The sequence below is a fragment of the Limnohabitans sp. INBF003 genome (assembly GCF_055396645.1).
This window is the reverse complement of sequence record NZ_AP029222.1, coordinates 1,955,277-1,969,489: the sequence shown is the minus strand read 5'-3', so window position 1 is coordinate 1,969,489 and position 14,213 is coordinate 1,955,277. Positions and strand designations below refer to the sequence as shown.

Annotated in this window: 9 protein-coding genes; 3 read left to right on the top strand and 6 right to left on the bottom strand. The window is 62.4% G+C overall.

The window, feature by feature from the left end; translation table 11 throughout:
- Positions 1-11: 11 nt before the first annotated feature.
- On the bottom strand, positions 12-2,714 hold the full coding sequence (locus ACZ5VE_RS08940; RefSeq protein ID WP_464454841.1) for a circularly permuted type 2 ATP-grasp protein: 2,703 nt from the start codon (positions 2,712-2,714) through the stop codon (positions 12-14).
- A 17-nt stretch (positions 2,715-2,731) separates the two neighbouring features.
- The gene (locus ACZ5VE_RS08935) at positions 2,732-6,151 is read right to left on the bottom strand and encodes a transglutaminase family protein (RefSeq protein WP_464454840.1); all 3,420 of its coding nucleotides are present in this window, start codon (positions 6,149-6,151) and stop codon (positions 2,732-2,734) included.
- 237 nt (positions 6,152-6,388) lie between these two features.
- On the opposite strand from ACZ5VE_RS08935, the gene ACZ5VE_RS08930 reads away from it, so the two are divergent.
- From ACZ5VE_RS08930 to ACZ5VE_RS08920, 3 genes are read left to right on the top strand one after another with little or no spacing between them, the layout of a single operon-like run.
- Positions 6,389-8,950 (top strand): DNA internalization-related competence protein ComEC/Rec2, encoded by a 2,562-nt coding sequence (locus tag ACZ5VE_RS08930; protein WP_464454839.1) that lies wholly within the window; start codon positions 6,389-6,391, stop codon positions 8,948-8,950.
- 48 nt (positions 8,951-8,998) lie between these two features.
- Complete coding sequence (locus tag ACZ5VE_RS08925) at positions 8,999-10,450, top strand: circularly permuted type 2 ATP-grasp protein (protein WP_464454838.1); 1,452 nt, start codon at positions 8,999-9,001, stop codon at positions 10,448-10,450.
- An 11-nt stretch (positions 10,451-10,461) separates the two neighbouring features.
- Positions 10,462-11,439: an alpha-E domain-containing protein gene (locus ACZ5VE_RS08920; protein WP_464454837.1), complete on the top strand. Its 978-nt coding sequence runs from the start codon at positions 10,462-10,464 to the stop codon at positions 11,437-11,439.
- A gap of 1 nt (position 11,440) precedes the next feature.
- Here the strand turns inward: ACZ5VE_RS08920 and xth are convergent, their stop codons facing one another.
- The 4 genes from xth to ACZ5VE_RS08900 are packed head-to-tail and all read right to left on the bottom strand — an operon-like array spanning position 11,441 to position 14,157.
- A complete protein-coding gene (gene xth, locus ACZ5VE_RS08915) occupies positions 11,441-12,220 on the bottom strand; it encodes an exodeoxyribonuclease III (RefSeq protein ID WP_464454836.1) in 780 nt (259 codons plus the stop codon).
- A gap of 24 nt (positions 12,221-12,244) precedes the next feature.
- The gene (locus ACZ5VE_RS08910; RefSeq protein ID WP_464454835.1) at positions 12,245-12,820 is read right to left on the bottom strand and encodes a DUF4337 domain-containing protein; all 576 of its coding nucleotides are present in this window, start codon (positions 12,818-12,820) and stop codon (positions 12,245-12,247) included.
- A 9-nt stretch (positions 12,821-12,829) separates the two neighbouring features.
- Positions 12,830-13,318 (bottom strand): dihydrofolate reductase, encoded by a 489-nt coding sequence (locus ACZ5VE_RS08905; RefSeq protein WP_464454834.1) that lies wholly within the window; start codon positions 13,316-13,318, stop codon positions 12,830-12,832.
- The gene (locus tag ACZ5VE_RS08900) at positions 13,318-14,157 is read right to left on the bottom strand and encodes a thymidylate synthase (protein ID WP_464454833.1); all 840 of its coding nucleotides are present in this window, start codon (positions 14,155-14,157) and stop codon (positions 13,318-13,320) included. The genes ACZ5VE_RS08905 and ACZ5VE_RS08900 overlap by 1 nt, the downstream gene beginning before the upstream one ends.
- Positions 14,158-14,213 lie beyond the last annotated feature (56 nt).

Genomic DNA, 14,213 nt, shown 5'->3' with positions numbered 1-14,213 from the left:
TGTCCGTCAGGTCAAGCGCCCACGCTGTAACGGGCTTCGCCGCTGTGCGTGAAAAACAGGCCGCACAGTTGGTCCGACACATCACGGGCCGCCGTTTGGCAATGCGTAAGTGCATCATGCAGCGGCAGAGGGCTGTCGGTTGGGGTGTTTTGACGGGTTGCGGGGCTGTCCACCGGCCACAGCGCTTCGGGTGTCCGCTCGATCAGGTGAGGCACCCGTTCGGCCAGAGGCAAGGTGGCACCATCGGCCAGCTGGCCCATGCGGCGCAAGCGTGAGCGCAGGGTGTGCGCCACCCAGCCAAGGGATCGGGGATTGTCGGCGTTGGTGACGAGCAGATCCATCAACGCTTGGGGTGTGCGGCTTTGCTGGTACTGGGCATGGAAGCTGATGGTGCTGTCAAACAGGTCGAGCACGGCGTCAAAACCGGCTTGCTCGCCGATCAGGTCCAGTTGCACGGCTTCGCTCAAGGCGTGGGACAAAAATTCCAAGCGCTCGATGTGGCGGCCAATGGACAGCAAACGCCAGCCATCGTCGCGGCTCATGCGGTCGGTTTGGGCCCCGGTCAGAGCGGCCAGCATCTGGCTGGTGTCGGCCAACAGCCTCTGCACGGCCACGGTGTCGGCCAATGTTTCCACTTGGGTCGGGGTGGTGGACTCGGCATCCGCGCTGTCCCGAGCGGGTTGGAAGAAGCGCGACTCGGCTTCTTCGAGCAAACGCCAGTGTTCGGGTGACAGGCGTTCGCGCACCGAAGCGGCGGCCAGCCGCACGGCACGCAAGTTGAAGCCAACGCTGGTGGCCAGTTCCTGGTCCCACAAGCCCGCGATCAAGGAGCGCTCGAACACGCGGTGCGCTTGCGATGCGGCAGGCACGCCTGCCCTTACCAAGCCGTGGCGTGTGGCCATGCTGGTGATGAAGTTCAGCAGGCAAGGCAGGTTCTGGTTTTCGCTGCTCAGAATTTCAAGGCTCAGGCGCACCAGGCGCAAGGTGTTTTCTGTGCGCTCGGTGTAGCGGCCCATCCAGAACAGGTTTTCTGCGGCGCGGCTGGTGACCAGTCGTTGGCGCTGGGCTGTAGTGTCAGCCGTCAAGAGGCTTTGCGACTGAGACTGCGATTGGCTTTGCGATTGGGACTGTGACTGTGACTGTGACGGCTCGGGCGATTGCACCCAGACATCGGCGCTGCTGCCGCCGCGCTGCATCGAGGCAATGCCCGCGCGGGTGCCCAAGCGGGCCAGGCCACCGGGCAACACTTGCCAGCCGCCTTGTGCGTTGGCCACGGCAAACACGCGCAGCACCACCGGACGGGACTGGATGCTGGCTGCACCATCGGCGCCCGCTTGCCAGGTGGGTTGGTGCGACAGGGGCAACCACGATTGCAGGGTGTGGGCATCGGGGTCGCGCAAGATGCGACCCGCCCATTCGTTTTGTTCCTGGCGCGACAAGCTGTGGCCCAGCACGGGCTCAAAGCTTTGCCGGTCGGTGTTGTAGGGGTAAGTGGGTTTGATCACGCAGCTTTGGATACGCGGCAACACGTCTTGCAGCGCCGCCGCTTCGCCGCACCACCAGCTCGGGATCGCGGGCAGTTGCAGTTCTTCGCCGAGCAAGTCACGCGCCAGTACGGGCATGAAGCCTAACAAGGCATTGGACTCGAGGAAACCCGAGCCCGGCGTGTTGGCCACCAGCACGTTGCCGCTGCGCACCGCTTGCAGCAAACCAGGCACACCCAGTGTCGAGTCGGCACGCAATTCCAGCGGGTCGAGCCAATCGTCGTCCACCCGCTTGAGCAGGCCGTGCACGGGTTGCAAGCCTTGCAGCGTTTTGAGGTAAAGCTTTTCGTCACGCACCGTCAGGTCGTTGCCCTGCACCAGACTCAGGCCCAAGTAGCGGGCCAGGTAAGCGTGTTCAAAATAGGTCTCGTTGTAGGGGCCGGGCGTGAGCAGCGCGATGTGGGCCGAAGCACCCGCCGGGCTGCGGGCCTTGATGCCGTCGATCAGGGTGCGGTAGGTTTCGGCCAGCCGCTGCACCGGGAAAGCTTCGAAGGCCTGAGGGAACTGGCGCGACACAATTTGCCGGTTTTCCAGCAAATAGCCCAGGCCCGAAGGCGCTTGCGTGCGTTGTGACAACAGCCACCAGCAGCCGTCGGGGCCGCGAGCCAAGTCGAAAGCGGCCAATGACAAATAGCGCCCTCCCACGGGCGACACGCCCTGCATGGCAGGCAAATAGGCGGGGTGACCTTGCACCAAGGCGGCAGGCAGTTGGCCACTGAGCACCAGTTGTTGCGGCCCGTAGGCATCGGCCATGATGCGTTCGAGCAGCTGCATGCGCTGCATCACGCCCGCCTCGATCTGCTGCCAGTCGGCATGCCCCAGCATGAGTGGAAACAGGTCGAGCGACCAGGGGCGCTGCGGTTGGTCGGCGGCGGCATACACGTTGTAGGTGATGCCGTTGTCGCGCACCTGCCGCTGCAGGTGGGCCATGCGGGTGTTCAGGTCGGCACGTTGCGCGGCGGTTTCGCTGACCAAGGGGTCCATGAAGGTTTGCCACGGCCCACTGATGGATTGGGTGGCATCGTCCGGTGCCGGTGGTTTGGTGGCGCAGGTGACTTGGCCCCGCAGTTCGTCCCAATGCCCGACCGGCGCCCGCTCTTGCTGCAGCGAAAGCCATTTCATGGCGTGCGCATGCGGCAGGCGGTCGTTTGGGGTCGAAGGCGCATTCATCAAACCATTGTCGCCGATCAGACCCGCCTCAAATCCAGCGTGTGGGGGAACTCGGGGCTGGCGTGCAGCGTGGCGTTGGGGCCGAGTGCGGTCAGCTGTTTCATCGCGCCGGGGGTGTGGCCCATGCGGAAGAAGCGGGCCATGCGGCGGCTTTCGGCTTCATACGCATTGACCGGGAAGCTGTCGTAGCTGCGGCCACCGGGGTGCACGACGTGGTACTGGCAGCCGCCGAGCGAACGCTTCATCCAGGTGTCCACCAGGTCCACCGTGAGGGGCGCATGCACGCCGATGCCCGGGTGCAGCGACGAGGGCGGGTTCCAGGCCTTGTAGCGCACGCTGGCCACGTACTCACCCACCACGCCGGTAGGCTGCAGGGGCAGGGGTTTGCCGTTCACGGTCACGGTGTGGCGCGAAGGGTTCATGCCGCTCACATGCACCTCGATGCGCTCGAGCGACGAGTCCACATAGCGGGCGGTGCCGCCTGCACCGCTTTCTTCGCCCATGACGTGCCAGGGCTCCAGCGCGTTGCGCAGGGTGACCACCGCGCCATCGACCCGGATCTGCCCGACCAGCGGAAAGCGGAACTCAAAATGCGGCGCAAACCAGCTCGGGTCGAAATGAAAGCCCGCATCGCCCAGCTCGGTGAGCACGTCGTCAAAGTCCTTGTGCAGCCAGTGCGGCAGCATGAAGCGGTCGTGCAGCTCGGTGCCCCAGCGGGTCACGGGGGCCACATACGGCTCGTCCCAGAAGCGGGCCACCAGCGCACGCAGCAGCAGTTGCTGCACGATGCTCATGCGGGCATGAGGAGGCATCTCGAAAGCGCGCAGCTCCAACAGACCCAGACGCCCCGTGCTGCTGTCGGGCGAGTACATCTTGTCGATGCAAAACTCGCTGCGGTGGGTGTTGCCGGTCACGTCGATCAGGATGTTTCGGAGCGTTCTGTCCACCAGCCACGGCGGCATGTCCGAGCCCAACTTCTGGCGGTGGCGTGTGATTTCTCGCAGCGCTATTTCCAGCTCATAGACCTGGTCGTTGCGTGCCTCGTCCACCCGTGGGGCCTGGCTGGTCGGGCCGATGAACATGCCGCTGAACAGATAACTCAAGCTCGGGTGGTTGTGCCAGTAGAGGACCAGGCTGGCCAGCAGCTCGGGCCGGCGCAAAAACGGGCTGTCTGCGGGCGTGGCCCCGCCCATCACCATGTGGTTGCCGCCGCCGGTGCCCGTGTGGCGGCCATCGGTCATGAACTTTTCGGCCGACAGGCGCGTCTCGAAAGCCGCCTGGTACAAAAATTCGGTGTGCGCCACCAGCTCGGCCCAGTTGTGGGCCGGGTGGATGTTGACCTCGATCACGCCGGGGTCGGGCGTGACCTGCAGGAGTTTGAGGCGTGGGTCGCGGGGTGGTGGGTAGCCTTCCATGACGATCTTCATGCCCAGCGATCTGGCGGTGGCTTCGACGGCGCTGACCAGGGCCAGATAGTCTTGCAGCCGCGCCAGAGGCGGCATGAAGACGTACAGCACGCCAGATTTCTCACCTTGCTTTTGCGCCTCGGCCTCGACCTTGGGGCCGTTGGCGCGACGCGGGTCGCGCACCTCCACGCACAGGGCGGTGCGCACCACGGAGGCGTCAGACACGAATTTGGCGGCAGGCGTTGCTGAAGCCGTTGCTGTTGCTGTTTGGGCGTGCCGCGGCTGCATCGTCACAGGGGCCGCCGCTGGCAAGGCGCTGCGGGCGGCAAATGGGTCTTGCTCGATCATGTGCCAGCGGTCGGTCGGCGCGGCCCAGGGCAAAGAGTCGAGTGGCAAGCGCCAGCCCATGGGGGAGTCGCCGGGCATGAGGTACATGCGTTCGTCGCGCAAGAACCAGCGGCCGGTTTGCCATTTGGGCGACTCCGGGCTACTCAGGGCCGGGTTGGCTGAGCCCGCCGATGGTTCAACAGGCTGCAGGGGCAGCACATAGCCCACCGGCTGGTCCAGCCCCTGGCTGAACACGCGGCGCAAGCGGATGCGCTCCATCTCGTCGTCCAGCCGGGCGTCGAACGGGTCCACGTTCACAGGCAATCGGCGTTCACGCCACAGGTAATACCAAGTGTCTTCGTAGCCGGGCAGCACGGTGTCTGCGGGCAGGCCCAGCTGTTGCGTGAGGGTTTGCATGAAACGCAGGGCGTCAGCGCTGGTGCAGTGACTCGGCTCGCGCTCGTCGGCAAACACCGCCGGGTCTTGCCAGCAAGGTGCGCCGTCGGCGCGCCAGTAAATGCTGAGTGCCCAGCGCGGCAGTTGCTCGCCGGGGTACCACTTGCCTTGGCCAAAATGCAAAAAGCCGCCTTGGCCGTATTGTTGGCGCAGCTTGTGCACCAGCTCGGTGGCCAGCCCCCGCTTGGTGGGCCCCAGGGCATCGGTGTTCCATTCCGCGCCGTCGCGGTCGTGGGTGGCCACAAAGGTCGGCTCGCCGCCCATGGTAAGGCGCACGTCTTGCGCCACCAATTGCGCGTCCACTTGCTCGCCCAAGGCCAACACTTCGGTCCATTGTTCTTCGCTGTAGGGCCGGGTCACGCGGGGTGATTCGTGGATGCGGGTGACGCTCATCTCGTGGTGGAACTCGACCTCGGCTTCGTCCATCAGGCCTTCAATCGGGGCTGCCGCCGAGGGCTGGGGCGTGCAGGCCAGTGGAATGTGGCCTTCACCGGCCAACAGACCCGAGGTCGGGTCCAGCCCCACCCAGCCTGCGCCGGGCAAATACACCTCGCACCAGGCGTGCAGGTCGGTGAAGTCCACTTCGGTGCCGCTGGGGCCATCGAGTGATTTGACATCGGGGGCCAGCTGGATCAGGTAGCCCGAGACAAAACGGGCGGCGATGTTCATGTGGCGGAACAACTGCACCAGCAACCAGGCCGTGTCGCGGCACGAGCCACTTTTGAGGGTCAGCGTTTCTTCGGGTGTTTGCACACCCGGCTCCATGCGGATGGTGTAGCGGATGTCCTGGTGCAGACGTTGGTTGATTTGCACCAAAAAGTCGATGGTGCGCTGACGCTTTCGGTCCATGCTGGCCAGGTATTTCTTGAACAGCGGGGTTTTGTGGTTTTTGTCCAGGTAGGACTGCAATTCTTCCTTGACGGTGTCCGAGTACTTGAACGGCACTTCCTCGGCCGAGGGCTCCAGAAAGAAGTCAAACGGGTTGAACACGGCCATTTCGGTGACCACGTCCACCGTGACCTTGAAGGCGGTGGTTTTTTTCGGGAAGACCAGGCGCGCCTGGTAATTGGCAAAGGCGTCTTGCTGCCAATTGATGAAATGGTCTGCAGGCTCGACCTGGAGGCTGTAGCTCAGGATGCGGCTGCGACTGTGCGGGGCAGGACGCAAGCGGATGACTTGCGGGTCGAGCTGCACGGGGCGGTCGTATTCGTAATGGGTAACGTGGTGCAGGGCAACGTGTATCGACATATTTCTAACTGCGCAACAGGGGCTGCACGCATGACAAATGCAGCTTGGGCAGTTACAACTAGCAAGACACGCGCCAGGATCAGGGTCAGCCCGTTGAAGGGGCTCATCGCTTGACCCGATTCAAAAGAGCGCCAATGCGACTGTCCAGAAAATCGGCCAAATCAGGGAGGCTGCCATGAAACGATGCTGCACGCAGGGTGTTGGCTTGGCGCATGCGTGCGCCATGCGGAGCCGCCCATGTTGTCCATGACATGGGCCCGGGGCCTGGGGGTAGGTTTGCTGGCCTGGTGCACGGGCGTGGCGCTGCAGTTGCAGCAAGAAGCGCTGTGGTCGGTCTGGGCTTATGCGGTCTTGTTGGCTTTGGCGCTGTGTGGCTTGTTGTTGCGGCTTTGGGGCGTGCCAGCTTGGGTGCGTTCGCTGGTCTTGTGTCTGGTTTGGGCGGCAGTGGCGTTTGCAGTCACGGGCTTGCATGCGTGGTCGCGTTCGGGTGCCATCGACCCGGCGCTGGAGGGCCAAGACCTGGATGTGGTGGGTGTGGTGCAGGCCATGCCGCAGCGCCAAGACCTGGGTTGGCGCTTTCGCTTTGAAGTAGAACAAGCGTGGCGCGTCGATCAAGCGGGGGGATTGCATGCCGTGGATCTGTCTGAGTCCTTGCCTTCGCAGGTGTATCTGGGTTGGTACGGGCAAGACGGCACAAACGACAGCGGCTGGAACACCTCGCCGCTGCCCGAACCCGTGCAGGCTGGTGAGCGCTGGCGCTTGCGGGTGCGCTTGAAGGCACCGCACGGCAACCTGAACCCACGGGGGTTTGACTACGAGCTGTGGCTTTGGGAGCAGGGCATTCGCGCCACGGGCTATGTGCGAACGGGAACCAAAGACCCCGTCCCCGTGCGCTTGGCGTCCACCTGGGCGCACCCGATCGAAGGCTGGCGTCAGTCGGTGCGCGACCGTTTGCTCACGCATTTGTCGCCGCTGGGCAGCGGCACGAATGCCGAGTCGGCCAAATTGGCGGGGGTGGTTGCAGCTTTGGTCACGGGCGATCAAGCGGCGATTGACCGCAGCGATTGGGACGTGTTTCGGGCCACCGGCGTGGCGCACTTGATGAGCATTTCTGGCTTGCATGTGACCATGTTTGCCTGGTTGGCTGCGACGCTGGTGGCCTGGTGCTGGCGTCAGTCTGCTTTGTGGGGCTTTGCGGGCGCATTGCGCTGGCCTGCTGTCCATGTGGGGGCGGTGTCCGGCTTGGTGCTGGCGGGGGGTTATGCCTTGTTCAGTGGCTGGGGTGTGCCCGCCCAGCGCACGCTGTGGATGCTGTGGGTGGTGATGGTGCTCAAAATCTCGGCCCGTCAATGGCATGGGGCCTTGATCTGGTTGCTGGCCGGTGCCGTGGTTTTGTGCCTAGACCCTTGGGCTTTGTTGCAACCCGGGTTTTGGTTGAGCTTTGTGGCCGTAGGGGTGTTGATGGCATCAACCCCGCTCAGCCATCGGGTGCCGGATCCACATTTGCCACGCACCGACTTGGTGCTTGAATCCTTTTGGCACCGATGGGGTGCGAATATGCGCCCTGTTTGGGGATATGCCTTGTGGCAAAGCGCTTGGGGTTTGCTGCGCGAGCAAGCCACTATCACCTTGGCCTTGGCACCGCTGACCTTGCTGTTTTTTGGCCAGGTTTCCGTGGTGGGCCTGCTGGCCAATATGCTGGCGATTCCCTGGGTGACTTTGGTGGTGACACCGCTGGCTATGCTGGGGGTGGTTTGGTCGGGTGCCTGGGTGTTGGCGGTTTGGGCTTTGCAGCCCATGACGGCCATGCTTGGCTGGTTGGCGGCATGGCCCTTGGCCAGCGTGTCCACAGCCATGCCCCCTTGGGGTTTTGCGGTCTTGGCACTGGCCGGTGCTGCGGGTCTGGTGCTCAGGTTGCCGCTGTCCTGGAAACTGTTGTGTCTGCCGCTCTTATGGCCCGTGTTGTTCTGGGTCCACCCGCGTCCTGCGCCGGGTACTTTTGACGTGTTGGCTGCCGATGTGGGGCAAGGCAATGCGGTGCTGGTGCGCACGGCGGGGCACAGCCTGCTGTACGACACGGGGCCGCGTTATTCGGCCGAAAGCGACGCCGGGCACCGGGTGTTGGTGCCCTTGCTGGCGCAAATGGGCGAGCGTGTGGATGTGCTCATGCTCAGCCACCGCGACAGCGACCACACGGGCGGCGCGGCGGCTGTGCTGGCCATGCAGCCGCAGGCCGCTTTGTGGTCATCGCTGGAAGATGAACATGTTTTGCATGCCTTGCGGCCAGGCTGGACGCGTTGCCAAATGGGACAGTCCTGGGTGTGGGACGGCGTGCTGTTCGAAGTGCTTCACCCGCCTGTCATCACGCCCGAGCAGACCTCGGCGCTCGGCTCCAAACGGCTCAAACCCAATGCGGTTAGTTGCGTTTTGCGCATCAGCAGTGGCCATGCTTCGGCCTTGCTGGCGGGGGACATTGAGGCGCCGCAGGAACTGGCTTTGGTGCAGTCCGGTCTCAGTTCAGTAGACCTCTTGTTGGTCCCCCATCACGGTAGCAAGACCTCGTCGACGACGCCTTTTTTGGAGGCGCTGCAACCCCGGCTGGCGCTGGTACAGGCCGGCTACCGCAATCGATATGGGCACCCGGCAGAACCCGTGCTTGCACGCTACCGTGCGCAGGGCATCGCGGTGGTGGAGTCCACCCGCTGCGGTGCAGTCACTTGGCGCAGCGATGTACCCGGGCAGGTGCAGTGCGAACGGATCCTGGCCAAGCGCTATTGGCACCACGTCATGCCGCCTTGATGAAAATAGGTATGCATCTTGCTATCCTGTGATCAGGAGTGACGAGCTATGCGCCAATTCGATGAAATGTACAGCCGCTTGCCTGCCGCAGGCGATTCTGGAGAAGTCAGAGACCATTACTTGGCCTATGCCCGCTGGTTGCAAGCGCAAGACAGTCAGACCATGGCGTCACGCCGTGAAGAAGCCGAGATGATTTTTCGCCGCGTGGGCATCACCTTCGCGGTGTATGGCGATAAGGACGAAGATGGCTCGGGCACCGAACGCCTGATCCCGTTTGACCTGATCCCCCGCGTGATCGCCGCGCAGGAGTGGCAAAGCATGGAGACCGGTCTGGTACAGCGCGTCACTGCGCTCAACCGCTTCATCCACGACGTGTACCACGACCAGGAGATCCTCAAGGCGGGTGTGGTCCCGCGTGAGCAGATCGAAAACAACGCCCAGTTCCGCCCCGAGATGGTGGGTGTGGACGTGCCCAACAACATCTATTCGCACATCAGTGGCATCGACATCGTGCGTGCTCCGGATGCGCAAGGCAACGGCGAGTACTACGTGCTCGAAGACAACCTGCGCGTGCCCAGCGGCGTGAGCTACATGCTCGAAGATCGCAAGATGATGATGCGGCTGTTCCCGGAATTGTTCAGCCAGCACCGCGTGGCCCCGGTGGCGCATTACCCAGACCTGCTGCTGGAGACCCTGCGTGCCTCAAGCCCAGCCACCACGGCCGAGCCCACAGTGGTGGTGCTCACGCCCGGCATGTACAACAGCGCCTACTTTGAGCACGCCTTTTTGGCGCAGCAAATGGGCGTGGAGCTGGTCGAGGGGCAAGACCTGTTTGTCAAAGACAAGTTCGTCTACATGCGCACCACGCGCGGCCCCAAGCGGGTGGACGTGATCTACCGCCGGGTGGACGATGACTTTTTGGACCCCAACGTGTTCCGCCCCACCTCCTCATTGGGCTGCGCGGGTCTGATGGAGGCCTACAAGGCCGGTCATGTGGCGATTTGCAACGCAGTGGGCACGGGCGTGGCCGACGACAAGTCGATCTATCCCTATGTGCCCGACATGATCAAGTTCTACTTGGGGGAAGAGCCCATCCTCAAAAACGTGCCCACCTTCATGTGCCGCAAGCCCGATGACCTGCAGTACACCCTGGCCAACCTCAAAGACCTGGTGGTCAAGGAAGTGCATGGCGCGGGCGGCTACGGCATGTTGGTTGGACCCGCTTCAACCCAAGAAGAAATCGAGCGCTTTCGTGGTGCCTTGTTGGCCAACCCCGAGGGCTACATCGCGCAGCCTACGCTGAGCTTGTCGAGCTGCCCTACCTATGTGGACAGCGGCATCGCGCCGCGCCACATCGACCTGCGCCCCTTTGTGCTGAGCGGCCGCACGGTGCAGATGGTGCCCGGGGGCCTGACCCGTGTGGCTTTGAAAGAAGGGTCCTTGGTGGTCAACAGCAGCCAGGGCGGCGGCACCAAGGACACCTGGATTTTGCAGGACTGAGGAGAACACACATGCTTTCAAGAACCGCCGACCACCTCTTCTGGATGTCCCGCTACATGGAGCGGGCAGAGAACACCGCCCGCATGCTGAATGTGAGCTACGAAACCTCGCTCTTGCCCCAATCGGCCGCTGCGGTCGAGGCGGGCTGGGAGGGCATTTTGTCCATCAGTGAGTTGCTGCCGGCGTATCTGGCGCTCTACAAGACGATCAACCCGGGCGATGTGATGGCGTTCATGGTGAAGGATGCAGACAACCCGTCGTCCATCATCTCTTGCCTGCGTGCTGCCCGCGAAAACGCCCGCGCTGTGCGCGGCACCTTGACCACCGAGGTGTGGGAGACCCAAAACCAGACCTGGCTTGAAGTCAACCGCATGCTCAAGAGCGGCGAGTTCGAGCGCGATCCGGGCCAGTTTTTTGAGTGGGTCAAGTTCCGATCGCACCTGTCACGCGGCGTGACGGTGGGCACCATGCTGATGGACGAGTCGCTGTACTTCATGCGCATGGGCACTTTCTTGGAGCGGGCCGACAACACGGCGCGTCTGGTGGACGTGAAGTTCCACGCCATGAACAACGATTTTTTTGGCGCACCGCAGTACGGCGGCATGGAGGTCGAGGCCACGCAGGAATACGACTTTTACCACTGGAGTGCGATCTTGCGCAGCGTCAGCGGCTTCGAGGTTTACCGCAAGGTGTACCGCGATGTGATTCGCCCCGAGCGTGTGGCCGAGTTGCTGATCTTGCGTCCCGACATGCCGCGTTCGCTGCACGCCAGCCTCAATGAAGTGGTGTCCAACCTGGCGCTGGTCTCGCACGACCGCGAGAGTGACACCTTGCGCCATGCGGGCCGTTTGCGCTCGGAGCTGGCCTTTGGCCGCATCGACGAAATTCTGGCCACGGGCCTACACGCCTACCTGACCCAGTTCCTGGAGCGCGTGAACGTGCTGGGCGGCCGCATCAGCCGCGAATTCTTGATGCCGCAAGCGGCTTGAATTATTTCAGCGTCAGCACCACCGGCGCGTGGTCGCTGGGGCGCTCATTTTTGCGCGGAGCGCGGTCGATCACGCACGCACTGGCACGGGGCTTGAGTGCCTCGGAAATCAAAATGTGGTCGATGCGCAAGCCCCGGTTACGGCGGAAGGCAAACTCCCGGTAATCCCACCAGCTGTAGCTTTTTTCGGGCTGCTCAAACAGGCGAAAGCTGTCCGTGAGTCCCAAGTCAGTGAGGGCCTGCAGCTTCTCGCGCTCGGCCACGGTGCAGTGGATGGTGTCCTTGAGACCCACCGGGTCCCACATGTCCAGCTCGTCAAATGTGATGTTGTAGTCACCCAGTAACACCAGATTCGGGTGCTTTTGCATTTCGCTTTTCACCCAGTCGTGCAAGGCATCCAGCCAGCGCATCTTGTAGGCGAACTTGTCGCTTTCCGGGGCCTGGCCGTTGGGGAAGTAAGCGCCGATCACGCGCAGATTGCCACCAGAACCATCGGGGTAGGTGGCCGCAATCACGCGCGACATGTCGTCTTCAAAGCCCGGGATGTTTTTGACCACATCCGAGCCTTCGGCTTTGGAAATCAATGCCACGCCGTTGTAGGTCTTCTGGCCGAACCATTGGGCCTGGTAACCGGCTTCGGCAAAGGCGGCTGCCGGGAACTTGTCGTCGGTGAGTTTGAGTTCCTGCAGGGCCAGCACCTCGGTCGGGTTGGCGGCCAGCCAGTCCAGCACCTGGGGCAGGCGCACAGACAACGAGTTCACATTCCAGGTAACGATTTTCATGCAGGGCTTAGCAAATGGAGAAACTTAAATATGGAAAGCCGCCAGCCCGCCAACCACCATGCCAATGGCGCCTGCGCCGTACATGACGTATTCGAGCCACTTTCGGCGCGACAACAAGGCGATGGCGGCCATGGCAATCGACACCTGCAGCACGGTGGTTGCCTGTGCCCAGCGGTGGTGCTGGTGCATTTGCTCGTCGGATTGTTCATCCCAGTGCTTGGATTCGGCTTCCAGCTTTTCTGCGGCCGCCTTGATCTCGGACTTTTCGCCTTTGTAGCGCTTGATTTCGTCTGTGTAGAAATCTTTCTTGCTCGCAGGGGCCAACTCCAGAGCCAACTCGCTCAGGTTTTGTTTGCTGCTTTTGGCCTGGTAATAGTTCCACTGGTTGGAAGCTTCTGTCTTTTTGATGGCTGCGTTGTTTTTGTACAGGCCCGCGTTGGCTTGTGTGGCGCCACCCATGTAGCCAAACAGCGCGCCTACCGTGGCGATGATGGCGGTGAACATGGCGATCGAGCTGGTGTGGCCGTCGCCGTGACCTTGAGCTGCGTGCTCCAACTCGTGGTCGTGGGGGCCGTGAACGTGAAAACCGTCTCCTGACATGGTGTCTCCTCAGTGTGTGTGTTGGTAGGTTACAAAACTGAATGGCAGGCCACTGGCCCCCACATGCGATTCGCGTTGCATTTCGACCCAGGCTGCGCCCAATTCCGGAGCGAAGGCGTCGCCTTCAAAGTCCGCGTCAATCTCGGTCACCACAGCGCTGCTGGCCAGCGGTGCGGCTTGGCGGTAAATCTCGGCCCCGCCCATGATCCAGGCATCAGGCACAGCCCCACACAGGCGCATGGCTTCTTCAATCGAGCCCGCGCGCAGTGCGCCTTCGGCTTGCCAGCCGGTCTGACGCGTGACGACGATGTTCAGGCGGCCGGGCAGGGGGCGAAAGCGGGCGGGCAGTGAATCCCAGGTCTTGCGGCCCATGATGACCGGCTGACCCAGCGTGACGCGCTTGAAGTGCGCCAGGTCTTCGGGCAGATGCCAGGGCATCTGGTTGTCTTGGCCAATCACGCCATTGCGGGCGCGGGCATAAATCAGGTGCAACTTCATCAAACAGCCACCGGGGCTTTGATGGCCGGATGACATTCGTAGCCCAGCACTTCAAAGTCTTCGTATTGGTAGTCGAAGATCGAATCGGGCTTGCGCTTGATGTTGAGTGTGGGGTAAGCCATGGGCGTGCGGCTCAGTTGCAGCTCGACTTGCTCGTGGTGGTTGCTGTAAATGTGGCAATCACCACCCGTCCAAATGAAATCGCCCACGTCCATGTCGCACTGCTGGGCCACCATGTGGGTCAGCAAGGCGTAGCTGGCAATATTGAAGGGCACGCCCAGAAAAATGTCGGCGCTGCGCTGGTACAGCTGGCAACTGAGTTTGGCTTTTTCCCCCGGATTTTGCGGTGGTGCCACATAGAACTGGAAGAAGGCATGGCAGGGCATCAAAGCCATCTTGTCCAGCTCGGCCACGTTCCATGCACTGACAATGATGCGGCGCGAATCGGGGTTGCTTTTCAGCGTCTTCATCACATCGCTGATCTGGTCGATGTGGCCGCCGCCGGGCGTGGGCCAGCTGCGCCACTGCACGCCGTACACCGGGCCCAGTTCACCGTCTTCGCGTGCCCATTCATCCCAAATGGTGCAGCCGCGTTCCTGCAGCCATTTCACATTGCTGTCACCACGCAAAAACCACAGCAGCTCCACGATGATGGCCTTCAAAAAGACCTTCTTGGTGGTCACCAGCGGAAAGCCCTCGTTCAGGTCAAAACGCATCTGGTGGCCAAACACGCTGCGTGTGCCGGTGCCGGTACGGTCACCCTTTTGCACGCCCGTCGTGTAGACGTGGCGCATGAAGTCTTCGTATTGGCTGCGGATGGGGCGAGCAGGGGTATTCATGGCTTTGGAGTTTAAGTCAACACAGGGCCAAGTCCGGGTTGTGCCACCGCTGGGCA